Genomic DNA, 25,137 nt, shown 5'->3' with positions numbered 1-25,137 from the left:
CACTTGCGTACAGTAATTAATAGACGTGGGGGTGCGGGACGCGACACACCCATGTGTTCGATCTTGAGCGCTACTCGCGCCCGTGTCTCGTCAGACAGTTCGACAGGCCGATCAACTCGACCGGTTCGGAGTTGTCGGGCGAGTAGACGACCATCTGTCCCTTCTCCATATACGGCACTTTCCCCTCCAAGTTCGAGGGGATGTTGACGGCCTTGATCGCGTTTTCGTCGCCGAGGTTCAACACGATCGTCGTGTTGATCTGCTTGAAGATCGGGTCTGCGATGTCCTGTGGGTCCTGCGTGATGAGAAACAGGCCGAGTCGCTCCTTTCGGCCCTGTTTCGCCGCCTCGGCGAACTTCCCGATCACGCGATCGGCCTGAACGCTGTCGGCGTCGGTCAGGAAGTTGTGCGCTTCGTCCATCCCCAACACGAGCGGCGTCTCCTTGATCCGATCGTAAGTCGGGTCGTTCGAGAGCTTCTCGTCGACCAACAGCGAGGAAAGCGCTAACACGACGGTCGTCGTTGCCCGGGAGTCGTTGATGTGATAGGTCGGCACCGTCGTGACTCCGCCGGGTCGGACGAACGCGTCGACGAGTTCGGTGATCGGACGGGCGTCCTGATCGAAGACCGATCCGAAGCCGAGTATCCGCCGTCGGATCGCGTCGAACGTCGCCTCGTGGACGCGGCCGGACTCGTCGAGTTCCTGCTTCAAAGCGGGATCGTCGAGGAACGTTCGGAAGTCTTGATAGGTTCCGCCGCGGCCGTACTGTCGCTTAAACTGCGGGAGCAACACCCCCACGAGCGCGCCGTACTGATTATCGTTCAGCCCGCTGCCGGCGACGAGCCAGGGGTTGTCGAACACCATCGAGAAGGGGATCGTGAACTCGATCTGTTCGGCTCCGTGATGGGCGGCGGCGTAGGTCGCATCGCCGACTTTCGGGACGAACGCCTTCGTGTTCTCCACCCCGCCGTGAGCGATCCCCTCGCGATCGAGTCGGCGCTCGTAGTCGGCGTCCATCTCGGGGTTGTCGTCGTGCATCTGGGCGTACTCGTCCTGGGGATCGAACTGGACGAGCGCCGGGGCGACGGTTCGGCCGTCGTCGGTCGGATAGCGTCGATGGTCGGCGAGGTACTGCCGGAGGACGTTCTTCGCACCGTGGGTCTTCCCGGAACCGGTGCCGCCGGCGACGAGCGTGTGTCGGAAGACGAGTGGATCGCCGGCCTCGTAGTCATCTTTCAGCCGATAGTCGATCGTCGGCGGGCTGGCAGCCGTCTTGACCGTCTCGCCCCCGACGGCGAGATGACCGATGAAGACGCCCTCCTCCGGGATTTTCAGCCCCGTTTTGATCTCGGCACTGTCCTCCGCTTGTCGGATGACCGTTTCGGGCTTCGGTACCCGATCGGTCATTCGCCGTTTGAGCTCGCCACCCTCCTCGTACAGCACGGCGACCGGTTCGAGCGTCGCCATGAACTTGTAATCCTGTTCGTCGATCCCCTCGCGACGCATCGCTCGTCGGGCGTGGATCTCCGTGGCGTCGTCGGATCGGAACTCCTGGGCGTACTCCAGGGCGACGATCCGACAGAAGAGCCGCTCACCGTCGGGATAAGCAGCGATCAGGTAGCTGCCGATGCGAACCGACGAGCGGTTGCTAACGGTGACGTACGCACGCAAGCAGGTGTCGTCGGCCTCCTCGCTCACGACGAGCCCTTCGGAGGCCGACAGCGTTCCGATGCCGCGGTCGGTTCCGGCCGGCGAGACGGCTACCGGCTCGAAGTCGGTGTCCGTTTCGGACACCGGTTCCGTCGGCGACTCGGATGCCGGTGCGGTCGAATCTTTCGTCCCGGAGTCGTCGGGATCGTAGTTCGCAAAGTCGCCAAGATCGGACATATCATGACCCTCGCTCCCATCGAACAAATAATCCACGCACCCACGCCGGAGCCCTAAAGAACCCTAATCGAGTTGGTGAATCCGATTGGTCGCGACTCGCACCGCCTCCGAAAGCGAGTCGACGGTCCTCGTCCGCTCGCGCGCCGCCCGCGGGCCGGCGCGCTCGTAGAACGTGATGTTGTGGCCCGGGTCGCTGTCGTCGACCGGCTTCAACACGAGTTGTGGGTCCGCGAGGGTCCGCCGAAAGCGGATCGTCTCCGAGAGCGGCTCCGGGCCGAACTGGACGAGATCGGGACGGACGTCCCACTCGTCGGGGAGGTCGCGACGAACCGCTGCGAAGTCGACGAGATCAGCGATCGTCTCGGTCCGACGAAGCCCTCCGAGCGTGCCGTCGTCGGACGGTTCGGTGCTCGCTTCTTTTCGGCCTGCTCCGGTATCAGTATCGCGTCGTGGCATTCTCTATCGGGTATCGTTTTGATCGTCAATTATCCAAGCACCGCGGGTGGCACGAGCACACCGTCGAGCATGTAGGACGTCTGATCGGCGATGAGCGTGGCGTTGTGAATCGCGACGAGGCCGAACAGCACCGAGAGGATCAGATAGATCGACCCCTGTGCGAACAGTGCGGTCTTCGGCAAGCCGAAGCGCCGTCGGATCTCCAGCCCGAACAGTTCGGCGGCACAAGCGGCGAACAAGACCGTCGCGAAGCCCAGGACCGTCAGGCCGGTGACGAGTCCCATTTCGACGAACAGCGTATCCGCAACCGGATTCGCCTCGACGATCGAGGGGACGTACTGTACGCCAACGACGGTCGTGACGACGTCGGCGAGTTTTGTCCCCGCGAGGAAGGTGAGTCCGTAAAACCGGATCGAGCGGTTGTACCGCCACCAGCCATCACGTGGCTCCCGCGATCGGCCACGACGCCGACGGGATCCCACGCGACTCGCGGCCCCACGTCCAGTGTGTTCTCGTTTCGTGCTCATGGTTCTCAGCGGTCGTGGTCGTCGTCCGACTGTGTCTGTGTGTGGGTCGCATATACCTATTGGGCGATTAAATATGACTTACTGCCGCTTAATAGCTCGTTAACAGGTCTCTTGGTGGGATCGATCGATCCACTTTGCAGAGTGATCGCCCGTCTGGGCTGGTGTCGAGGGCCGCTCGAGCGATGCTACTCTGATCGTTTGCGTGCGTACGCGCTATGATGAACGCGAACAACTACCGACTCCCTACCCGTGACCGCCACTATATAAACGGGTCCGAGAGCGATATGGCTGGCTTACCTTGCCGTTTAATCTGTCTCTCGAAGTGGATGGCGAAACGGTGATCTAATCCTTCTATACGGTGTTATATAGACAGTAATAAAGATATTATTACTTACATTACACTTTTGGATGAATTGATTTCCGAAACGGCCACATGGGTTTTATACTATGAACCGAGGTTTATATATGTACGGTCAGTTTTGACGAGTGAAATGGGGGGTAAGATGCGGTTACTATCCACGGTTAGGTATCGACGTTCGAACGATCACTCTTGTTCGGGGTGGGGTGGAACATGACGCACAAGAAGCGCATACTGGTGATCGCTTCGGCGATCACCGCGCTCGTTTTGCTTGGAGTTGCGGGATTTGCGGGTGGGGCGGTGGCGCAAGAATCGAGCGATGCCGGTGAAACGTATGCCGTCGGTAGTGAAGACGGAGCTGATTTCACTACGCTTCAGGATGCTCTCGAGAGTGATGACATAGAATCGGGTGATACAATACAACTGCAGGCCGAAACGCACACGGTCGATTCTCAACTCGAAGTTCGAACTGACGATTTGACCATCGAGGGTGCCGGAACAGATGAAACAACGATAGAAAGTACCTCCACAGGCTACGGACTCCTCGTTCGTGGTGAGAATGTGGAACTGTCGGGTTTCACGCTATCCGGCCCCGGGGCGGAATCCGATTCGATTTATGGTGTTAAAATCGACGCAGCTGATCTCGATGAAGGCCGACTCGATCAAGTTTCTGTCACGGACGTCACTATCGAAGATTGGGGCCGCTCCGGTCTCGATTTGAACGCCGTCACGAATGCGAATCTAAACGAGATCGAGGTGCGCGACAACGGTGGCGTTGGTGTTGCGTTCACTGACGTTACAAGCTCCGATGTTTCCCAGCTATCCACCAGCAACAACGCGTGGGGTGGGGTTGCGGTCTTCGCTAACGGCGCACTCAGCGACCAGCTCGGAGATGACGTCGGATCGTATGATATCGCGTTTACTGATGACTTGCATGCCGGCGAGGATACTCCACTCTACATCCAAGCGGCCGATCGAGACCAGATTGAGGACATCAATCTCCCCGGAAATATCCAGTATCGAGTGACTGCAGAGACATCGAATACGCTCGCGAACGATGCAGCCGCGAACGAATACGAGTGGTACTTTGCTGAGCGAGAGGGTGCTGTAGACACCGCGATCGGGAAAAACGAAGAAGCAGATACCGATGCGGCTGTCGTTCACGACGTTGTCGATGATCGCTACGTCGTTGACGAAGGGCTCAGTATCCAGACGGCGATCGATTCGGCCGGCAATGGAGCGACAATCGATGTATTCCCCGGTACCTACGAAGAAATCGCGGAGAATCGTGATGCCTACGGAACCGACAATCAACCGTACTCGTTCGGTCTGTACGTCGGTACCGAGGAGGTCACGATTCGGGGTGTCAGCGACGCTGGAGAACCCGTCAGCGATGACGAAAACGTCGAAGCGAACGTAATCTCGCAGGCGTCATCCGATTTCGGAACGAACGGACCCTTCATCGCCGCAGATAGCGTGACGATCCAGGGAATCGAGATTACGCCTAATCCAGACGCCTCTCCGAACAAAAATCTCGAGATCGCCGGTGACGACTTCACACTCGCAGATAGCGTCGTCAACGGTGAGATCGGTAGCGTTTACTTCAACTCTGGCGACGTCCAGACGCTCTCTGTCACTGGAAATGAAATCAATGCCGGTCTGAGCTTCAACGACGGGGCCGGCAACCAGACCGATGCAACGAACCGTCTCGTCCGGAACAACGAAATCGGATTGATAAGCTTCGCTGGGGAGCAAGAGGATGTCGACTGGCGAAATTATGCCGTTGGATCGGTTACGATCGAGGACAACGAAATCGAAGGCCACCAGTACACGCTGACGTACGAAGACGACAATGGAGATGAACAGACGTACGTCTACGACGGGATCTTTAGTACGGCCGGCGAACTGAACGAACCGATCGATTGGACCTCGATAGCTGAAGAAAATACCATCGAACGTGGAGTATTAATCCCCGATGAGGACTCATCGACCGGATTGAAAGACACCGCCGATGGAACGGAAGGATACAGCGTATTCTATGATGTCGAGAGTGCAATCGAGAAAGCCGAAAGCGGCGATACGATCGTAGTTCGATCCGGAACGTACGAAGAGTCCATCAAAGTCGATGTTGATGGGATCACCGTCCAGGCCGCAGAGGATTCCGAACCGGAAATCATCGCACCAGAAGATGCCGGAATCGGTGGGAGTGACACTGTTGTTGAAGTGAGTGCTGATAACGTCCGAATCGAAGGGCTCTCGATCTACGCGGATCTGTCGGGCGTTCAGCCGACTGGACTCCGGTTGAGCGGGAACAACGTCGAAGCGATCGACAACGATCTCGAACGAGCAGACGCCAGCGGGAATCCCCTACTCGGAGGTGGTGGTGACGACGCAACTGTCGCGAAAAACGACCTCGTCGGCGGCCCGATCGGATTGGGGAGCTCGGGCGAAGTGAACGTATCCGAGAACACTATCGAGGGTGACCTCCCCGATGAAGCAATCTGGTCCTCCGGCGACATCACCGCCCTCACGCTGGAAGGAAACGATATCGAAGAGGCGATTACGGACGCGAAAGATAGCGGATCCGCAGATATCAAAGTCGTCAACGAGCCTGACTCAGTCAATGGAAACGAAGATGTCTCTATCGAGGCTGTCGCGGGCGCAGTCATCGGTGACAACACCGACATCGAAACTGTCGAACTCTGGAACGGCCAGACCTACGACGAGAACGGCAACATCGTCGTCCAGGAGGGCGACTCGATCCAGGATGCGATCGACAACGCTGGCGAAGACGAGACGATCGTCCTCGACGGCGAGTTCGAGGAAGACGTCACGATCGACCAACCTGGATTGACGATCGAGGGGACCGACGACGCGACGATCGTGGGTCAATCTACCGGCGGTGCGCTCGAGATCGCCGCTGACGACGTCTCAGTGTCCGGTCTCGCCGTCGATGCAACGGGCAAATCCGCGGTGTACGTCAGGTCGGGAACCGAAGGCTTCCACCTGACGGACAGCACGATTCGGACCGCACCCAGCCCCGATGGGCGTCCCAACGGTCTCCTCTTCGAGACCGGTGGCACCGATAACCACCACATCGAAGGAAACACATTCGAGAACGAAGCGGATGGCAGTGAGAATCCGATTCTCGCGTACGTGAACGGTGAAGTGAGCGGCCCCAGTGAGTCGACCAACGTTAGCTTCGTCGACAACACCTTCACTGGCGACTCCGTCGGCGGCGGCCTCGCCCTCGGTCACGAAGCGGCAGACAGCGAGATCACTGGGAATACGTTCGAAGTGAATAGCGACTACGGACAACTCGAAGTGTGGGCGGCCGACACCGAGATCGCTGACAACGAGTTCGACGCTGCCGCTGGGTTCCACATTAGGGACGCCGGTGACAACATCGACGACGGCGTAGTGTCCGCAAACGACTTCGAGCGCGCAGTGTTCGTCGACGAGACGAGCGATGGATCACAGAAGGTCTTCGGCACGCTGCAGTCGGCGCTCGCCGATACTGCAGAGGGTGCAACTGTCAGTCTCACTGCGGACGTCTTCGACGGTGCTGCCACCATCGATACTGCCGATATTACGATCGAAGGACGGAACGCCGATCTTGCGGCCGATAGCGATGATCGCTCCGACGAAACGACGCTCGCAGTCAACGGATATCACGAAATCGCTGCAGAAGGCGTTACCATCGATGGCCTCCACTACGAAATCAATGGTCCGGTCAATGGTGTGGAAGTGACTGCCGATTCGGCCACCATCAAAAACAGCGTCTTCGAGGCACCCGATGTCGATGACTTCGCTTCGCGGTCCGGCTACGAGGTCTGGATCGACGGCGCGTCGGATACGACCATCGAATCGAATCAGTTCACTGGCGGCAACGGTGCGATCCAGATCGCTGGCAAAAGCGTCGATACCAACATAGAGAACAACGTCATCGACAGCGACGTTACCGGAATCGGCCAGGGGTCGGCGACCCAGGATGCGGTGACAGAAACCACGATCGAAGATAACACCATCACCGTCGGCGTCCAGGCAATCTCCGGCTGGAAGGCCGACGACATGGTCGTCGAAGCCAACACGATCGTCGTTGACGATGCAGCGTACGAAGGACGTTCGGCATTCACCACCGAGCGAGGTATCGACATCTCGGGTGATAACGTCTCCGTCACGGAGAACGACATCTCGAGTACCGATACTGCGGTCTTAGTCGGAAGCGATGCTGGTTCTGATATCGAAGTGAATCAAAACAACCTCGCCGGTGACGAGTTCGCCGTCGATGCATCCAGCTACACCGAAACGCTCGACGCTACCCGAAACTACTGGGGCGACAAAACCGGTCCCAGCGACGAAGGCCCCGGTGACGGCGACGCGGTTAGCGAGAACGTCGATATCGCGCCGTGGCTCAATGCGCCGTATCCGGACGGCCAACCGACCCGGCCGACGGCGTTCGAAGTCACGAACTTCGAGGTCGACACCGATCAAGTACCCGTCGGAGAGCGCATCACCGCCGAGCTGACGGTCGAGAACACCGGTGACGTGGCCGGCGTCAAACCGATCTCGATCGAAGCCGGTGGCGAGACGATCCAGGAGTTCGGCGTCGAGGACCGTGTCGCACTCGGTAGTGGCGCGACGTTCACGAGGGAAGTCACCTTCGCGCCCGGTTCCGAGGGTGACCTCGAACTCACCGTCGACGCGACGGACGACGATTCGTCGGAGACGATTAGCGTCGTCCAATCGGAGACGACGTTCGAGATCCAAGAGTCGGATATCACTTCCGACGACGAGACGCTGCCCGGCGAGGAGGTCTCCGTCAGTGCGACGGTGACGAACAGTGGTACCGCCGAGGGAACCCGAACGGTTGTTCTCGAACGCGGTGGTGAAACCGTCGACGCCGTCGATGCCACGCTGGACCCCGAGGAGTCGATGACGGTCGAACTAACGGATATCCCGTCGGCTTCACTCACGGACAGCGAGACGACGTACGAGGTCGGAACACCGACGAGCCGTTCCGAAGCCGGGACGATCACGATCCTCGAACCTGCGACCGTGGACATCACTAAGTCGAACCTCGGCGATCTCGACTCAGTCGTCGCGGGCGAGACGACGACAGTAGAAGCGACGGTCAAGAACGACGGTGGCGCGGCAACGAGCGAGACGGTCCAATTGACGGCTGATGGCTCGACGGTCGCGGAGACCGATGTCGAGGTGCCGAGTGGCGAGTCGGTCGATGTCACGCTCGATGTCGACACCGCGGATCTCTCCGCGGGCACGCACGACCTCGCGCTCAGAACGAGCGACGACACTGCCTCCGAGACCGACGCACTCGAGGTGCGGGCACCCGCCGAGTTCGTTCCGACCATCGAATCCGTCACCGACCCCGAAGCGGGCAAGGATATCGAGGTCGAGGTCAAAGTCACGAATGTCGGCGGCGAGACCGCGAGCGACGAGGTCGAACTCGTCGTTCCGGGCATCGGGGCCGAAACTGTCCAAACCGGTGACCTCTCGAGCGACGAATCCGAGACGGTCACGCTGACCGTCGAGACCGACGAGGACGCGATCGGCGAAGGGTCGCTCTTCGTCGCCACCGACGACGAGACTGCCGACGGCGAGACGGAAGTTCTGGCAGCACCGGAACTCGACGTCGCTATCGAGTCGGCGACCGATCCGCTCGTCGCGGAGCAGGATACCCTCGCGGTCGACGTCGCCGTCGAGAACGAAGGCGACGTCGAAGCGAGCGACATCGAGCTCACCCTCGGGCTCGCGGGCGAGAACGAAGCGACCGAGACGGTGACTGTCGAGGGTGATTCCGAGAGGACGGTAACGTTCGACGGGATCGACGTCGGCGAGGGGCTCGAAGGTGATCTCGAGCTCGACGCCACCGCGACGTACGACGGGACCACTGTCGACGATACCGAGACCGTGACCGTGCTCGAAGCCCCCGAAGACGCGGTCTTCCGCGTCTCCGAGTTCACCGTGACGGACAACACGCCTCGGGACGACGTGCTCCGTATCGATTCCGGCACGATCGAGGTCGAGGCAACTATCGAGAACGTCGGCGATCTCGAGGGCACTCAGGAAGTGCCATTGCTGATCGACGGCGAACCGGTAACGACCGAGAATTCGCTCACTCTCGAGGGCGGTGAGAGTACGACGGGCGAGTTCACGATCGACGCGAACGAGCTCCGAACCGGCGACCGAACGATCGCCGCCGAGACGGACGACAGCGACCGAACGTCGACGGTGACGGTTCGCGATCCCGAACCGGCGACGTTCGAAGTCGAACTCGACGACACTGACTCACTCGAACGCGGCGACACGGTCGAGGCGACCGTCGAGAACGTCGGTGACGTGGAGGGCACCCAGAGCACCTCCGTCGAGATCTATGCCGACGGCGAACAGCTCACGACGAGTGACGAAGACGTGACACTCGGGGTCGACGAGACCGCGACGATCGACGCTTCGATCCCCGACGCACCGCGTGCGGGCGAATTCGAAGCGACCATCGAGGCCGAGACCGACGACGCCACCGATTCGAGCGAGGCGACGGTCGACTTCGGTTCGATGGAGAACGCCCTCGCTGCCGCCGAGTCCGGTGACACCGTCCACGTGGCACCCGGCGACTACGACGATGAGGTCACGCTGGACGAGTCCGATATCACCCTGTCCGGTGACGGCGCGACGCTCACGTCGAGTGGAACCGCGGTTTCGATCGAAGCAAACGACGTTACGGTTGAAGGCTTCGACTTCGACGGTGCCGACGTTGGTGTCCAGATCACCGGAGACGACGCGACGGTTCGAACCTCGCGGTTCGTCGGCTCCGTGACGAACGGTACCGAAGTTCGCGCCACGGGTGCGACGATCGAGAACAATCGCTTCGATGGTCTCAGCGATACGGCCGTGGTGCTGACTGGCGATGCCGACGATGCCACCATCGTCGACAACAACATCCTCGACGGCCACCTCGGCATCTACGCCGACGCCGGCTTCCACGTCGTCGAGAACAACAACATCGAGCAGAACAGTCATGCCGCGATCGACGCCGATCGACCGAACGCCGATTCGATCACCGAGATCGACGCGACGGACAACTACTGGGGTCGCCCCGGCGGTCCACTCACAGACGAAATCCTCTCGCCGGTCACCACGGAACCGTTCTTGACGGAACCGAACGAGGAGCCCGACTACCGGGTCGCCGACTCGACCCTCGATTCGATCGACCAGACAGTCGAAGGTGAACCGGTCGAGGTGACCTACACGGTCAAGAACCATGGCGGAACAGCGGGCAGCGATATCGCCGACACGCTCGTCCTCACGCTCGATGGTCAGCCGGTCGCGGAGACCGACGCCTTCGAGATCGGCGCTGGCCAGTCGCTTTCGAGCGACGATGCGGAACTCGACGCGCTCACCTTCGAAGTCGACGCGTCGACCGCTGCGAGACTCGACACGGCGTCGCTGGAACTGTCGACCGACGACGACGCGAGCTCAGAGAGCGTCGAGGTGCTGACCGCAGCGGAGATCGAGTCGACGATAACCGACGCCCCAGACGAACTGGAGGCCGACCAGACGCTCTCGGTCGAAGCGACGATCGAGAACAGCGGTCAAGCCAACGGGGCGGAAACCGTCGAACTCCACTTCGATGGGACGGTCGTCGACTCAGAGGAGGTCACCCTGGCCGGCGGTTCGGACACGACGGTAACGCTCTCGACCGAACTCGACGAGAGTGATATCGGGACGGACATCCTGATCGATGTGCTCCCGACCGATACTCAGTACGCGACGGTGACGGTTGAGGAGGCGACCGATCCCGCTCCGGTTGGAAGTATCGGTGGCGGGAGTTCGTTGCCCGATTCGGACGGACCGGATTCGGACGACTCGGACTCCGAACCTGACGAACCGACCGATTCGGATGAGCCAACCGATGACACGTCCGGTTCGGATGGACCGGATTCGGACTCCGGTCCGGACGCGGATACGAGTACGGAGTCGGATACCCCAGAACCGGACTCCGAACCGGAGCAGACGCCGGTAGACGAACCGGCGGAGCTCCCCGGCTTCGGTGCAGGGGTCGCGATCATCGCACTCCTCGCGGCTGCGCTGATGGCCCGTTATCGGCGATAATCGGCGGTTTCGAACGCGCTGGACGGTTCATATTCTTTCGCGGGTCGATCGCCGAGGAGTCGCCATTCGTGGACGAGATACGACACTGTAAATCCGAGCGCGTAGCCCATGAAATGGACGTATAGATTGGTCACACCATCCCCGGTAGCGTCGATTTTCGGGAACCCTACCGATAGCAACACGATCCAAACGATGACGCCACTGAGGAGTGTCGCATCGAAGGTGTTGGATCGCGTGTCGCCCGACAGAAGTGCCTCCGAGACCGATCGTCCAAACTGTATCGCGAATATCGACCCGAACACTACGCTAGCTGCAGCGAGCGCCACGGAAACAGTCGACAACGGCACGGCAACGACTCCGACGTAGCTCATCGATAAAAAAAACGAGGTCAAGAGCAGACTCGTATCGAGCGGGTGCTCCAGCTTTCGTTCGAGATATCGGGTGGTCGCGACCGGAAGGAAGCCAACGATCGCCATGTTTATTCCCGAGAATCCGTACGTGACGCTGTTTCTCGGGATCGCGAGGTTCGAAAACGACAGCGCGACCGGGAGGACGACGGCCAGCGTAGTGAGGTATCCAACGAGTAGCCAGTGGTCGCCGACCCGACCCACGAGAACCACGATCGCGCCGCTCGCGAACAGAAACACCGCGAGATTGCTCCCCAAATGTGATGGGGTGAAATGTACGAAATGCGCAGTGTACGCGGTCGAGATCGTCGGATTCGCGTATTCGAAGGCCATCGATCGCCTGACTGACCTTGGAAGCAAATATACGCCGACGAGCGCGACAGCTACGAGACAGATCGACAGACCGCCGAGTACCAGACTGGCGAGACTGTCCCGGTCGTGCGATCTATCGCGTCGAACGTCCGACGAGAACACGATCGTCGGTACGTACCACACCGTCTAAACCCCGACCGAAATTACGACAGGCGAATCGACCGCTGTAACGTCTCGGCGTACTTCAACTTTCGCCCGTTTTGTTACTCACGAGATGTTGTGTCTCTCATACGAACTCGACACCGGTTATCTCAAAACGCGCCCCACCCGCCTCGCTCTCGGTCACCTCGATTTCCCAGCCGTGGGCGTCGACGATCTCTTCGACGATCGCCAGCCCGAACCCGGTCCCGTCGGGCGACATCGAGTGCCCCGGCTCGAAAATGTCCTCGTGTAGGTCTTCGGCGACCCCTGGTCCGTCGTCGGCGACGTAGAACCCGTCGTCGTCGGCTAATCTCCCGATCGTGACCTCGACATCCGACCCACCGTGGTCGACCGCGTTCGAAAAGAGGTTCTCCATGACTCGCCGCAGGCGCTCTCGATCAGCCGCCACGGTGAGTTCGTCCGTCTCGAGGCTGAGTGTTGCATCGTCGCTTTCTATCGTCCCCCACCACTGTTCCGCGGCGGCGGCCAGTTCGACCGGTTCCGTTTCGTCGACGACGCGTCCCTCGCGGGCGAGCGTCAGCGTCGCGTCGATGATGCCCTCCATCCGCTCTAAGGCGGTACCGATCGGCGGGAGGTGTTCGCTCTCGCAATCCTCCATCGCCATCTCGAGGCGGGCATCGGCGACCGTGATCGGCGTCTGAAGATCGTGGCTGACGATGCTCGCGAACTCCTCGAGTCGCTCGGTCTTCGCTTCGAGCTCTCGCTCGCGGGCCTTCCGATCGGAGATATCTCGGCTGTTCATCAAGAACCCGTTACTGCCCGCGCCGATCCGATTGCTGGCGATCGATTCGACCCACGTCCACGATCCGTCGGCCTGTCGAACTCGCATCTCGAAGCTCTCTCTTGTCTCGCCGTCGGCCTCGGTAAGACGCTCGAACTCCGATCTGATTCGCTCGCGATCGTCCGGGTGGATGTATTCGAACGCTCGGTTCCCGACGGGTTCGTCCTGTTCGTAACCCAGGACGTATTCGATAGCCGGGCTGTTGTATCGGACGGTCCCGTCGTTTTCGAGAATCGTGATGACGTCCGGTGAGTGTCTAACGAACGAGTGAAACCGGTCGTTTAGGTGTTCGAGTTCCTGCTTACGCCGCCGTAAGGCTACGCGGGCGCGGCGTTTCTCTACGGCGTCCGAAATCCTGGTGGCGAGAAGCGAGTATTGATCCGTGTCTCCCCGCTTTCGGACGTAGTCCGTCACTCCTTTCGAGATGGCCTCGCTGGCGATCGCCTCGTCGCCCTCGCCCGTGAGGAGGACGAACGGAACCTCACCGTATCGGTCCTGAATCGCCTCCAGGAATTCCAGCCCGTCGACCTCGGGCATCCCGTAGTCGGAGACGACGCAGTCTATTCGCTCCGTTTCGATGATTTCTAACCCATCCTCAACGCTCGTTACCCTCCGAATGTTGAACCGGTCGTCTTCGCGTTCGAGCATCGCGGCGACGGTGTCGGCGAACTCGGGTTCGTCGTCGACGATGAGTATGTTGATTGCCGCGTCGCTCGCATTCATACAGTACCCCCACAACGCTGTTTGTGCCAACCCCACATTCGCGTATGGTTGGTATGGTCACCGGACATAAAAATGGTGATGGCCTGCTGCCGAACGTGATTCCGCTTTCCGGGATTTAAATACTCGCCTCCGGAGTCGCGCGGTATCAGAGCGGACGAACGCCACGCGCTTCGGGTTGCGTTGTCGGCCCCTGACAGAATTGTTTCTTTCGTGAACGACTCTACCAGTTGTCGATCGATCTGCCGGTACCCGCCGCCGCGATCGAGACGTGTCCGTCGAGTCCTCGACCGTTTTCGGATTGGTTCGACCCGGATCGTGTAACGGTCATCCAGATCGAAGGCGACACCGGGGGTGCGATAAGCGCTTCCGGGGTCGTGGTGTACTTCGCCGTTCTGGTACCCCCTCCGGCCTTGTTGAAACCCTCAATCAGCGACGGTTCTCAGAGAGTGCGCTACATAGAGAGCGCGAATAGGGTAAAAGCCTGCACAGAAACAAGACCAAAATCCAGTTAGCGGCGAGCGAGTCGGGTACGGTAGTTCGGTAAACATTCGACGCACGCATATCGCCGACACTCGAACCCGAAATCGGGGCGATGATCACCGACTGCCGTGACTCGGCGAGTGCCTCACAGATCACTCGACGTGAACCCCGTCGTGGTCAATGGTTACGACCCAATCGAACAGCGGCTTGAACGTTTCTGCATTGTGCGAGCCGTCGAGCGACGGTTCGATGTGAAAGTGTGAAATCGCGTTCGTGGATCGTAGCTTCGACAGCAGGACATGCAGAAACCGAAAGACGCTGCGTTCGTCCGTATAGCCGATCAGGATCTCGAGTGAGTCGACACAGACAACTGTGTCGAGTGTGTCCGTATCCCACTCTCCGATCACGCGTGTCATCACGATCCCTAACCGTGTTAGCTCGCTCGGGTTACTGATTTGGGTCGTCTCTACGTGCTCGTCGATGCCGTCCGGGATCGATTGTCGATAGCCGATGCTGATCAGATGGACGTTCTCGGCGTCCTCGGCGATGCGGCGGAGCCGTTCTGGGCGTATCCGTCGGTATCGGATCAACAGCACGTTTCGCTCCTCGACGTTGTCGAGTTCCAGCAGATCGATACATGCGTGGCCCTTTCGGTCGTCGTGTGAGCCGCACTCGAGCAGTATTCCGTCACCGGGTTCGAGTTCGAGGCTGTCCGGAAGCACGCGATCGTGCTCGCGGATCGGCCGTTCCGATTTGGGTTCGCTGACACGCGGTTCGTCGGTTCTCGGCTCCGATGTACTGGTTGGGTCTTCCGGCTCCGTCTTTGGGGTGTGCCGGTCGAGCCATCGGAGCGCATCTCTCACTTTGCCCGTTATCACCCGGTTGCCATCGTCCGACGCCGGTTCGGTGCGTTCTTCGGCTTCGTCAGCAGTATCTTGGCCCGGTTTCGTTCTGCCGTCCCCGACTGCCGTCGAGGATGCTGGCTTCGTAGCTCCCGTCTCCGTCACCGCAGCCGTCCCTCGTTTCGAGGTTTCGAGGTCTCCCCGTGACTCCGCGTTCACCGAATCGGTTTCCGTCCGTGTAAGAGTGACATCCCCCCCGTTCTCGTCGACTTGCGCGTTCGCGCTGGCGGCGATTGCTTGTTCGGCTTCGACGAGTTGGATCGCCCGTTTGATCCGGTACGCGAGCAGCCGATACGAGATGTTCGTCAGCGACTTCGGGAAGTAATCTGCCGCTCCCAGATTGAGTGCCCGCTCGATCACGTCTTCGGATTCGTAGCTCGTAAACAAAATAAACGGAAGCTCCGGATGTGTGGCTTGAACGTGTTCGAGCAAGTCGAACCCGTCCTCATCCGGCATATCGAGGTCGCTTAACACACAGTCGATGTCGTCGTTTTCGAGCCGCCGTCTCGCGTCCTCGACACTCGTTTCGGTGATGACATCGACCCCGAACTCCTCCAACATCATGGCTCTCACCTCGAGGGAGTTGGCATCGTCGTCCACGTAGAGGACGCGAGTTTGACCCGTCATCTACCTCACGATACACGACGCAGATACATACCTCTGTTACCGACATGTGTCGTACCGGTCCGACGGCCTCTTCGGGGTCTGATCGTCATATATCGACGGACTCGACAGAATCACCGTTCTCCGGTGGGTCGTGCGGACGACAAGTGGCGGCAACGAACTCATTACGGTTGTCCTACTATGGACGGGTACACCAAGATGACGATACAAACCGACCCGTCGCGGCGGTCTGGCTGGGTTCGGACCGACCGCCGTGTCCGGGAAGGCCAATGACCGATCTCAGCAGGCGACTACGGGTGCGTGCGCTGTTGGATGCGTACTTTCCCATCCTGCTCGGGGCTGCCATCCTCTTAGCTCTCGTGTTCGGCTTTTGGTTGTTCCAGGTGTACGCCGTCGATGAGGTGCGGACCGAGCAGCGGACGCTAGTCCAGTGGTCCGACTCGACGGAGCTGGAACACAGTGCGTTAATCGTTAACGAATCCGTTCCGTTCGAGGCGGGCCAACGTGTGGAAAACCGGCCAATCTACTACACGACCGTCTCGGATGACCTCGATATCTCCTACCGATACGAACACACGGCCGACACGGAGTTGGACGTCTCTACGGATATCTTTCTGCGCGTCCGATCGGTTAGCGACGATGACATCTTCTGGGAGGTGACCGAACCGCGTGCATCCGTCGAATCCGAATCCATCGTGGCCGCTGACAGCCACACTGCAGAGGCGTCGGTCAACATCGCCGAGGTCCGAAGGACGATCGCCGAAATCGAATCGCAACTCGGGACGGAAGGCTCCATCGAAATCGCGGTCGTCGCCACCACGGCCGTCGACGGTACCGTCGACGGGCAGGCAGTGAATCGGACTCACGAAAGCCTGCTGAGGCTCGACGTCTCGCAGACGTCCTTCCGTGTGGTCGATGCCGAAACGATCGACGAAGAGTATACGTCGACCGATACCGTCGAGACCACTCAAGACGCATCGCTGCTGGAAATGCTTGCCTCCCTACTGGCTTTCTCGGGATCGCTGACGGTCATCGGCACACTCGTGTTCCTTCGCCTCCGCGGGTACGTCGAACTCTCCGAGGAGGAAGCCGAACTCCTCGAGGTCTACCAACAAGAACAGGAGTTCTCGGAGTGGATCACCACCGGAACGTTCCCCTCCGAACGCGATTACGAGGCGACGATCGTCGTCGACGATCTCGAGGGGCTGGTCGACGTCGCGATCGACACCAACAAACGCGTTATAAAAGACGAACAACTCGGCGTGAGCACGGTGTTAGACGACGATTATGCCTATCTGTACATTCGCCCCGACTCGCCGGCCAGCGAATGGCTGTTCAACCAGGCCGATACGACGATGGAGGAGCTGGACTAGCTCCAGTTCTGAACGGCCGACCCGACATATGTAGGTGTTGGGTGGGCCGATCGATTGGTACTCGCCTTCCGCGCACGGAAGCGACCTTCTCCGGAGTCCAAACGGCGTGAAATCCCCCGCTGGATTTCCCCCGGGCGCGGCGTTCCGGATTCCACCGACGCTCAAGCGGGTCCACGAACCCTCCAGTGAAACGCCTGCTTTTTGCCTGTATAGGGCTATTCTCGGGCGGTGAGGTCGTTCGAAAACACGTCAGGCCGCCTTTGATGACCGTTTCTCACCGGAACACGTGACCCTGGTGGTGCTGAGAACTCTCGGCCGCTCCATCCACGGACCGCGTTCACTGCGTCCGTCAGTCCGGGATACCGCACGAGCGTACGCGCTCGTGGGCTCTACTAGAACGGTGCAAAATACAAAAACGCCGTCCGAGGGGATCGACTCCGCTATTGTTCGGTACCGACGAAGGCGCTGTCGAGCAGTTGGAAGTCGTCCGTTTCATTCCCATCGAACGGATTGCCAGTTGCGCCCGCCGCCTCGTCGGCGAGAATGCTCACTTGGTCACCGGTGAGCTCGGTTACGAGGTCGACAGTGATGCTTTCACCCGGTCCGAGTGTAACAAAGTCGCTCGGTTCTTCGGCCGTCCCATCAGTCCACCCGTTCGTCTCGGCATCGTCCGGAGATGGAGAGAGAAGGAGGTTACTGCCACCGCTTTCGTTGGCCAGATCACCCAGTCGATCACCCGGGATCTCGAATTTGAACATCTTAAGGACGTCTAGTCGCGAGAGAGTGTCATTACCGAGATCGTCTTCATAGTCGTCGTTGAACCAATCGGGGGCGTCGTCTTGAGCGTATCCGCTCACCTCGCCGTCGTCATCTATCGCGTACGTCATCCCGATGTTGACTTCGGTCGTGCCGGTGTTATCGATCTCGAGGAAATTCGAAAAGCGGATTTCGCTTGCGGAATTCTGCCGGGCCAGCGAAACGTCGAGTCCATCATTCTGGTTTTCGTTGGCACCTGCCGCCGGTAGATCTCCCGGATTCAGTTCATCGAAGTTCAGGAACTCCTGTTGTGCCCAGTCGTCGAGCTCGCTATCCTCGCCGTCTTCGAACGCGGGGCCGCGCCGAACGATCGTCTGTGCAGCCGCGACGATCCGGAAGTCGGCTCCCGGGTTCACGCTATTTTGGAACGTTGCGCTCGTGAACGTCGCACCGCTACCAGCCGCCAACAGTCCCATGCCGAGTATCGTTTTTCGCCGTGATAGGTCTACCATCGTCTGTGTCTCCTAGCTCATCCTACGAGTGGTAAGGTGATAATACCGAGCAGCTTGAACTACCCGAAAGACCAGCTCGAAACGGTATCGATCGGCTTGAAACACCTGAACTGCACGTCGGTCTACGTTAATAACCTATTAACGGTTCCGCGTTGGCTGGCTTACTGACCTACCACGGATTGGGATCCGTTCGGAGATAACTCCCCCGGATTTATATATTTATGATGCTTCTACTGCGCTACACGACGGCCACAAGGATCTTATATCACATGTCGCTCTCCAGGCAACGAAAATACGATGCACCTGAAAAGGACCAGATCTATCACCTGTTAAGTAACCACCGGCGGCGCTACGTTCTCCACTACTGCAAGCGCGCGAACGGGTCAGCAACGCTTTCGGAACTCGCAGAACAGGTCGCCGCCTGGGAACACGAAAAACCCATCGAGGAGGTTACCTCCGCCGAGCGAAAGCGGGTGTACACCTCCTTACAACAGACGCACCTCGATCGGATGGCCGAGGCCGAGATCATCGAGTACGATAGCAACGAGGTCGAGTTGACCGATAAGTCCAGAGAGCTCGACGTCTATCTCGACATCGTCCCCGCCGGTTCGATCTCGTGGGGGATCTACTACGTCGGACTGTCCGTGCTGGCTGCGATCGTCCTCTTCGGCGTCTGGGTGGACTTCGTGCCGACCGAGACCGTCCCGACGCTCGGGTGGGGTGCGATCGTTCTGGCGGTGTTTTTCGCTTCCTCGATCGCACAGGTGCTACAGAATCGCCGCTACCGGCTTGATCGGCTCGAGAAGCCGCCGTAGGCATGACATTATACAACAGCAGGCGCGACCCTACGATGGTATCCGTGGGAGTACGTCACTACCCAACGCTCGTGAGTCCTCGCGGGTTACTCCGGGGGGATCGCCAAACGCGTGAACGCAACGATGAAGCAGTCGGGGGGTGCGGGTTGAGCTGTGTTCACGCGTAGAGTAATTCTCGGCGTGGCCGGAGCAGTTGCGGTCGGAACTGCGGGCTGTACAGAGAGCGGCCTCGAGGACGTCGAAGAATCGGTGCGTGGCGCAGACAAACGCGGCGATATCGTCGGAACCTACGACCGCGGTATCGGCGAACTCAACGACGGAAACGAGACCCGAGACGAGGGGATCGTCGCGTTCAACGACGAGCGCTACGGGGACTCGATCGGGGCGCTCGAAGAGGCGATCGAACACTACGAGGGGGCCGAAGAGGCGTTTCGCTCCGCCGGCGATATGGCCGAGGAGGCTGGCTTCCCGCCGGGAACGGAGATCTGTGACGAGGCCGCGGAACATGCGATGTTGATGAATCGATCGACCGAGGAGGCCCACAACGCGGTGACAGCGGCGATCGCAGGCGAGTCGGCGAACGTTATAAACGGTCGCATCGAGGCGTCACAGGAACTCGAAGATGAGGCCAGCGGCTCGACGGTCGCCGACCCGGACCACCTCCTCGAAGTCCTCGAAGCACAGTCGTGAGCCCCGGATGACGGGGCTGCGGGGGTACAAGCGGTCGAGGAGAATGCCCGGGGGCTTTCTCCTGGTTGAAGCCGACCGCAGGGATGAACGGTTACCGAACGCGTCTCTACTCGAAACGGGACGTCGTTCGAACGGCGCGTGGCGCCGTTCGTGATCACGAGAGGCCGGAGGTCTCTCCGACGACCCCCCCTCAAGGAGCGAACCGCGCTACGGTGAGCGAGTAGGGTGCGGCAGTTCACCAGCAGTGTCGAGGTGAAAGTCCGCGGCTCCAGCCGTGGGGAGATCTCAATCCTCCGATCGGAGTTCGATTACGGCGCTTGAACCATCGTCCGCGCGCACGGCGAGATCGACGTCTTTGACGAAGACGCCGTCTCCGTTGACGTCTCTGAACCGTCGAAACTCGAAGTCGACTTCCATAGAGGGGTCCAGCTGTATTTCATTGCCGGAGACCACGTCGACCACACCGCCCCCGACAGATATCGTCTCGGTTATCAGATCCGTGTTGTCGGCGTCGTTTGCGAGTGTCGGCTGGTTCCCCTGTACCGAGATCCGATCCGAGTCGGGATCCGTCCATTCGACGCCAAATCCGTTCAGCGTTATCGGTTCGTCACTCGTGTTCGTCAGCGCAAACTGGTATCGTCCGTTCCCGAAAGCATCTCTGACACTTGCCTCGACCTTTTCGATCGCCGCGACTGCCGGGGTGACGAAAGAGCGCACTAGCTCGACGCTTCCGGCAGAGTTGTCGTTCTCACTGAGCTGGGCGGTTATCGTGACATTACCGTCGTCGCCAGCGACGTTGAACGCCCGGGGTTCGCCTGGGGGCAGCGTGAACGACACTGGCTCGTCGAACGTGTCGTTTCCGTTGACGTCGAACACGACGTTTGCGCTCTGGAGTGTCACATCCATCGTGTAACTACTGTTGTTGGTAACCGTGGGCGTGACCGCCGGGTCCTCGTTGCCAACCATCCCGACAAGCCCGTTCGGATCGTCGGCAGTGGTGGCTTCGAATCCACGCTCTCCTATTGTGGAGCTGTAGGCCCCGGTTTGTTGGAATCCGAGTGCCCCGACACCGCCCAAGACCAGCCCCAACGCGGCCCGACGGCTGATCGAGCCGCCGGCAGTCCGCGCTCGCGTTCGCTCTCGGGTCATACGGTGTTCGTCGCGCTCCTGTCACGCGTAATTTCGTTCTGACGGCACATTAAGCTTCTCTCGCGCTTTGTGGCCCCGATCCACTCTCCGCCGATGGCTGTCGATTTCACGTATCGTCCCCGCGTTTTGCGGTGAGTAGTAGCTGGACATCGAGGTTCGTATCCGGCAGATCGCCCAGGGTTGTGAGATCGACCGCCACACCGAATATCTCGTGATCACCGGGAGCGAGCTCATCGCTCTCCCCATCCAGAATCGTGGCACCATCGCTACCGTCGTGGATAATCGTGCCGTTATGAGTAATTCCCAGCGCCTCTTCGACGGCGTCGGCCCGATCACCGGTATCCGGATCGGTCACCTCGAACTCGAACGCAAGCTCATCGAAGGTAACGTCGCCGTTGTTCGTGATCCGAACGAGTTCATCGAAGCGTGAAATCGCCCTTCGATTGAGCTTCTCGAGAACGATTTCGGTTACCTCACCCGCTCGATCCACCTCGAGGTAGGTATCGGTTTCCCGTTCCGGGGTCAGAGTCAGCTCGGAGACGACGAACACACGGAGATCAGCGCCAGTCGTGAGACTCGGAGAGAAAGCACCCGCAGTGAGCGCTCCACCACCGAACGTGGCTCCGAGGAGTCCGACCAGGGCGTGTCGTCGAGTAAGCATTGTCGTTTCCGGTTCAGTCACGCTGGTGACCGATCTTCCGTCTAGTATGTGCCCAGAATGTTTTGTATTGTGTAGCTTGGCATCCAGAAAGGGGAGCTTGAACACTCGGATCCGGCTCTTTCGCATGAATGCCCGTGTTTCAAGCGGTACGATACCGTCTTCATTCTCGGTTCAAGCAACGCAATACAAAGGAGGTAGGGATCCACTAGACAGGTATGAACCGACGTAACGTACTGATCGGCCTCGGTGGATTGGTTGCAGGTGGTGGCGCACTCCTCGGTACGGGCGCGTTTACGACCGTGGAGGCAGAGCGAACGGTGACGGTGAACACTGCCGGAGACGCTGGTGCGCTCCTCGCGTTTGAAGCCAGTGGGGACGGGGTTGACTCCGATGTGGTAACAACTGACAATGATCTACTGGTCATCGACTTCGACGCCGCCGCGAACGACGGAGAGGGCGTTAACCTCGACGCGTTGACGACTGTTGGTGAAGTGAGTGGAGATCCGATAGATTCGCTGGACACCGCAGCATTGACCATCACAAACAACGGGGCCCAGACTGTCGATATCAACTTCGATATCGGATTCAATTCTGAGCAAGCTTTATCTGGCAACGACGTACACGACGTGCTGAAACTTTGGACAGATGCAAGCGGTTCTGAGACGATCAACAGTAATAATTTCGGAAACCTCGTCGAAAATGATCTCGAAGGTCTAGAAGCCGGGCAGTCTGTCGAGATCGCACTCCAGATCGACACGACCGGGCTCGATACGAACGATGTCGACACGAGTAATCCGCTCTTCGAGTCGGAAGCCACGATCACGGCAACGAGTACTAGTACAACGTAATCCCTCATATCAGAGCCTTCTGAACTGCGCTTTCGAGCCGCGGGTCGACATCGGTATCCGGACGTCGCCCCGCGATGACCGTTCGTATCGTTCGACGTCGTAGCTATGGACGAATGCGGAGTTTACCGAAGGGCAGTGGTTGCCGGCTCTTCCACGGGCGATCAGTCGTCGTCGCTTCGTGCCACTGAGTCTGGATCTTCGTATTTTTCCGCTCTACGCTCCGCAATATTTTTGATCACGTGCTCGGGCGGAACGTCCATGCTCGGGTTCTCATCGAAAAAGTTCACCGGTTCGAGCTTGAAACTCGAAATGTGGACCGGGAGGATTGGCCAATCTTCGGGCCGGGTGATGTGATTAACCCCGAGTGTGTACCACAGAACGAGGTCCTCTTCGTCAAGTCCCCGGTTCTCTTCGGTCCACGCGGGGAGACCATCGCCTCCGGGGTTCTGATTTGGATACTCTCCGGCGGGGAACCGCTCATCTTCTGCGTAAGGCGTTGCCCACAGGTGGTAATCGATGAACGTCGATCGGTCGTAGACGTTGGACCCTGGGTGAGCGGCTGTTGTCACACTTTCGCCTGGTAAAAGCCGGTAACCGGTAGGCTGATCGAGTTTATTCGTTTTGTTGGGATTTTCAACCTGCCAATAGCGTCCATCGTGGGGATTGGTTCGCTCTTTAGCCTCTTTTTCCGTCGTGAGCTGGGTTTTCTCCGCGTAAAATGCCTGACCGGCTGGGTTGATCTCCGAGGGATCCCCCGGCCACTCATTTTTAACCCCATCAGGCCCCGCTGACAGCGCGGTATTCTCGACGCGGTACAGATTGTTCTCGCCCCCATCGACATCCATATCGAGGCGGAAATTGAAGAAATGTTGATGGACCATCCCCTTTATTCGGGGGGCGATTTCCTCGCTAAATCCAGAGACAGATTCATTCGGACCGATGAGACCAGCACTATCAACCCCCGTCAGTCGCACCTGTCCTTCAAGAGAGCCATCCTGATAGAGATACCAGTTAAACTCGTAGTCGTAATTGCCGACCGTTGCGACAAACGAAATAACCAAACGCCGATTTCGTCTCACCTCGGTGTTTTCGGTTCTCCAGTCGGTGTGTTTCCACAGGGTTCCGTAGTCTTCCTCGTGGAGACATACGGCGTTTGGAATGATTTTGACCTCGCCATCATCATCGTTCATCACGGCATCAAAATACCGCATATACCCGAGGCAGTCACAACCCTCTTTCAGCGGGTTCGCTAGACGTCCGATGTTATATTCACCGAGATCGAACGCATTCTTCCAATTGTGATCCGGGCCTCGTGAGCCGTATGGGACCGCCATCTCCACACATGATGCACGGTTAATGACTGGTCGGGCTGTCCCATCGTCTTCATATCCGATTTCGTGAAGAACCAGCCCTTCTTGCTGTGTCCACCCGATCCGGACATGCCAATTTTGCCACTCAACGTTCCGTCCGTCAACGTCCCAACTTGGTCCCTCTGGCTGATCGACGTTGTACGGTTTCAGATCCTCTCGGAGGTCTCGATGCGCTTCTCTGTATGGGGCATCCTCTAGATTGTCTATAACGTTAGCCTCTTTCACACCGCGATCAACGACTTTCAGGACCTCTCGATCGTCTAGATCACCCCACACATGGATCCCATCGAGTGGTCGCGCATACGGGTTAGCATCTTCAGCAGTCTTAACGAACGTCATTCCGTGGGCCAGCCGTCGTGTCGGGTCGATATCATCGGGAACGAGGTGATAGCCGGCCGACCAAGCATCAACCGTTACCAGATCGAAGTCTTCCACGCCCCGTTTGGCAACGGCGTCCCGCCATTCGCTATTTGATTTAACCGTCCGTTCAAACTCGTCAAACTCACCAATGGTGATCGACGGCTGTATGCCCTCTTTTTCCTCCCAACTCACGACAGTCTCTGAATCTAACGAAACAACTGCCTCGTACGTCGTCTTCTTATCAGTGTCGCGGACGATTATATACGACCGGCGGTCGGGAGCCACATCGGCCGCATGATACCGCTCCATTTCGTCCTTTAAAGGCTCTTTTAACACAATTTTGATATACCGGAACGCCTCACGGATGCTCCGCTCCGATTCGAGAATTCGTTTTGCACCTGATATTTCCTCGGGAGTAAGCGGATCGACTGGATGATGTACCGTCTCCGACTCGGTAGGCATTTGTAAATAAAACGATACGGCACCAGTTACAAGTAGTTTTCCCCAAGTTGGCAATTATTCAAACTTCAAATAGTTGAACGTCCGGCTTTATCGGCATTTTTATTGTATTTAAAAAACGACGGAGGCGCGCGAAGTTGGCGGGTCTTTGATCAGTGCGTTCATAGTAAACGGAGAGAGATCATCGCTCCTGGCATTATGTGTCACATCCTGTTTTGAGACGGTCGTACGGCTGGTCATGCGGGTGGTGGATTTTGGGCGGATTCAACGTTCGATACAGGAGGGCTAATCGTACAACCCTCTTTAACCGATAAATGCGTGTGTACGGCATACG

15 protein-coding genes are annotated in these 25,137 nt (G+C 58.9%); 5 read left to right on the top strand and 10 right to left on the bottom strand.

The genetic code is table 11. The features are described 5' to 3' along the window. Nucleotides 1-70: 70 nt before the first annotated feature. The 3 genes from R6U53_RS02405 to R6U53_RS02395 form a co-directional block, all read right to left on the bottom strand. Complete coding sequence (locus R6U53_RS02405; RefSeq protein WP_410320778.1) at nucleotides 71-1,888, bottom strand: ATP-binding protein; 1,818 nt, start codon at nucleotides 1,886-1,888, stop codon at nucleotides 71-73. Nucleotides 1,889-1,951: 63 nt separating this feature from the next. Next, nucleotides 1,952-2,344, bottom strand: a complete 393-nt coding sequence (locus R6U53_RS02400) for a hypothetical protein (RefSeq protein ID WP_410320777.1) — start codon at nucleotides 2,342-2,344, stop codon at nucleotides 1,952-1,954. Between the two features lie 29 nt (nucleotides 2,345-2,373). After that, complete coding sequence (locus tag R6U53_RS02395) at nucleotides 2,374-2,871, bottom strand: hypothetical protein (protein WP_410320776.1); 498 nt, start codon at nucleotides 2,869-2,871, stop codon at nucleotides 2,374-2,376. A 571-nt stretch (nucleotides 2,872-3,442) separates the two neighbouring features. On the opposite strand from R6U53_RS02395, the gene R6U53_RS02390 reads away from it, so the two are divergent. Then, nucleotides 3,443-11,359 carry a right-handed parallel beta-helix repeat-containing protein gene (locus tag R6U53_RS02390; protein ID WP_410320775.1) on the top strand — a complete coding sequence of 2,639 codons (7,917 nt, stop codon included), beginning with the start codon at nucleotides 3,443-3,445 and terminating at the stop codon, nucleotides 11,357-11,359. Here R6U53_RS02390 and R6U53_RS02385 read toward each other — a convergent pair. From R6U53_RS02385 to R6U53_RS02375, 3 genes are all read right to left on the bottom strand, one after another. Beyond that, nucleotides 11,347-12,099: a hypothetical protein gene (locus R6U53_RS02385; RefSeq protein ID WP_410320774.1), complete on the bottom strand. Its 753-nt coding sequence runs from the start codon at nucleotides 12,097-12,099 to the stop codon at nucleotides 11,347-11,349. The genes R6U53_RS02390 and R6U53_RS02385 overlap by 13 nt on opposite strands. Before the next feature lie 265 nt (nucleotides 12,100-12,364). Continuing rightward, complete coding sequence (locus R6U53_RS02380; RefSeq protein WP_410320773.1) at nucleotides 12,365-13,804, bottom strand: response regulator; 1,440 nt, start codon at nucleotides 13,802-13,804, stop codon at nucleotides 12,365-12,367. 632 nt (nucleotides 13,805-14,436) lie between these two features. Further along, nucleotides 14,437-15,813 carry a response regulator gene (locus R6U53_RS02375; protein WP_410320772.1) on the bottom strand — a complete coding sequence of 459 codons (1,377 nt, stop codon included), beginning with the start codon at nucleotides 15,811-15,813 and terminating at the stop codon, nucleotides 14,437-14,439. A gap of 266 nt (nucleotides 15,814-16,079) precedes the next feature. Here R6U53_RS02375 and R6U53_RS02370 point away from each other — a divergent pair, with 266 nt between their 5' ends. Continuing rightward, on the top strand, nucleotides 16,080-17,183 hold the full coding sequence (locus R6U53_RS02370) for a DUF5305 family protein (protein WP_410320771.1): 1,104 nt from the start codon (nucleotides 16,080-16,082) through the stop codon (nucleotides 17,181-17,183). 440 nt (nucleotides 17,184-17,623) lie between these two features. Here R6U53_RS02370 and R6U53_RS02365 read toward each other — a convergent pair whose 3' ends face one another. Further along, nucleotides 17,624-18,451 (bottom strand): hypothetical protein, encoded by an 828-nt coding sequence (locus R6U53_RS02365; RefSeq protein WP_410320770.1) that lies wholly within the window; start codon nucleotides 18,449-18,451, stop codon nucleotides 17,624-17,626. A gap of 269 nt (nucleotides 18,452-18,720) precedes the next feature. On the opposite strand from R6U53_RS02365, the gene R6U53_RS02360 reads away from it, so the two are divergent. Both R6U53_RS02360 and R6U53_RS02355 read left to right on the top strand, forming a co-directional pair. Continuing rightward, complete coding sequence (locus tag R6U53_RS02360; RefSeq protein WP_410320769.1) at nucleotides 18,721-19,266, top strand: hypothetical protein; 546 nt, start codon at nucleotides 18,721-18,723, stop codon at nucleotides 19,264-19,266. Nucleotides 19,267-19,419: 153 nt separating this feature from the next. Then, the gene (locus R6U53_RS02355) at nucleotides 19,420-19,956 is read left to right on the top strand and encodes a hypothetical protein (protein WP_410320768.1); all 537 of its coding nucleotides are present in this window, start codon (nucleotides 19,420-19,422) and stop codon (nucleotides 19,954-19,956) included. A gap of 285 nt (nucleotides 19,957-20,241) precedes the next feature. Here the strand turns inward: R6U53_RS02355 and R6U53_RS02350 are convergent, their stop codons facing one another. After that, complete coding sequence (locus tag R6U53_RS02350) at nucleotides 20,242-21,105, bottom strand: hypothetical protein (RefSeq protein WP_410320767.1); 864 nt, start codon at nucleotides 21,103-21,105, stop codon at nucleotides 20,242-20,244. A gap of 106 nt (nucleotides 21,106-21,211) precedes the next feature. After that, a complete protein-coding gene (locus R6U53_RS02345; protein ID WP_410320766.1) occupies nucleotides 21,212-21,766 on the bottom strand; it encodes a hypothetical protein in 555 nt (184 codons plus the stop codon). A gap of 215 nt (nucleotides 21,767-21,981) precedes the next feature. Between R6U53_RS02345 and R6U53_RS02340 the strand changes: the two genes are divergently transcribed. After that, complete coding sequence (locus R6U53_RS02340; RefSeq protein ID WP_410320765.1) at nucleotides 21,982-22,614, top strand: hypothetical protein; 633 nt, start codon at nucleotides 21,982-21,984, stop codon at nucleotides 22,612-22,614. Between the two features lie 161 nt (nucleotides 22,615-22,775). Here R6U53_RS02340 and R6U53_RS02335 read toward each other — a convergent pair whose 3' ends face one another. Then, on the bottom strand, nucleotides 22,776-24,806 hold the full coding sequence (locus R6U53_RS02335; protein ID WP_410320764.1) for a primary-amine oxidase: 2,031 nt from the start codon (nucleotides 24,804-24,806) through the stop codon (nucleotides 22,776-22,778). Nucleotides 24,807-25,137 lie beyond the last annotated feature (331 nt).

Source organism: Natronomonas sp. (assembly GCF_046483325.1).
Taxonomy (GTDB): Archaea; Halobacteriota; Halobacteria; order Halobacteriales; family Haloarculaceae; genus Natronomonas.
This window is presented reverse-complemented; position numbering and strand designations above follow the sequence as displayed.

What these genes read in the sequence shown, in the direction of transcription:
- R6U53_RS02360 (WP_410320769.1), top strand. Translation starts at nt 18,721, where the DNA reads ATGTCGCTCTCCAGGCAACGAAAATACGATGCACCTGAAAAGGACCAG.
- R6U53_RS02395 (WP_410320776.1), bottom strand. Translation starts at nt 2,871, where the DNA reads ATGAGCACGAAACGAGAACACACTGGACGTGGGGCCGCGAGTCGCGTG.
- R6U53_RS02350 (WP_410320767.1), bottom strand. Translation starts at nt 21,105, where the DNA reads ATGACCCGAGAGCGAACGCGAGCGCGGACTGCCGGCGGCTCGATCAGC.
- R6U53_RS02390 (WP_410320775.1), top strand. Translation starts at nt 3,443, where the DNA reads ATGACGCACAAGAAGCGCATACTGGTGATCGCTTCGGCGATCACCGCG.
- R6U53_RS02375 (WP_410320772.1), bottom strand. Translation starts at nt 15,813, where the DNA reads ATGACGGGTCAAACTCGCGTCCTCTACGTGGACGACGATGCCAACTCC.
- R6U53_RS02345 (WP_410320766.1), bottom strand. Translation starts at nt 21,766, where the DNA reads ATGCTTACTCGACGACACGCCCTGGTCGGACTCCTCGGAGCCACGTTC.
- R6U53_RS02400 (WP_410320777.1), bottom strand. Translation starts at nt 2,344, where the DNA reads ATGCCACGACGCGATACTGATACCGGAGCAGGCCGAAAAGAAGCGAGC.
- R6U53_RS02340 (WP_410320765.1), top strand. Translation starts at nt 21,982, where the DNA reads ATGAACCGACGTAACGTACTGATCGGCCTCGGTGGATTGGTTGCAGGT.
- R6U53_RS02380 (WP_410320773.1), bottom strand. Translation starts at nt 13,804, where the DNA reads ATGAATGCGAGCGACGCGGCAATCAACATACTCATCGTCGACGACGAA.
- R6U53_RS02365 (WP_410320770.1), bottom strand. Translation starts at nt 18,451, where the DNA reads ATGGTAGACCTATCACGGCGAAAAACGATACTCGGCATGGGACTGTTG.
- R6U53_RS02370 (WP_410320771.1), top strand. Translation starts at nt 16,080, where the DNA reads ATGACCGATCTCAGCAGGCGACTACGGGTGCGTGCGCTGTTGGATGCG.
- R6U53_RS02405 (WP_410320778.1), bottom strand. Translation starts at nt 1,888, where the DNA reads ATGTCCGATCTTGGCGACTTTGCGAACTACGATCCCGACGACTCCGGG.
- R6U53_RS02385 (WP_410320774.1), bottom strand. Translation starts at nt 12,099, where the DNA reads ATGGCCTTCGAATACGCGAATCCGACGATCTCGACCGCGTACACTGCG.
- R6U53_RS02335 (WP_410320764.1), bottom strand. Translation starts at nt 24,806, where the DNA reads ATGCCTACCGAGTCGGAGACGGTACATCATCCAGTCGATCCGCTTACT.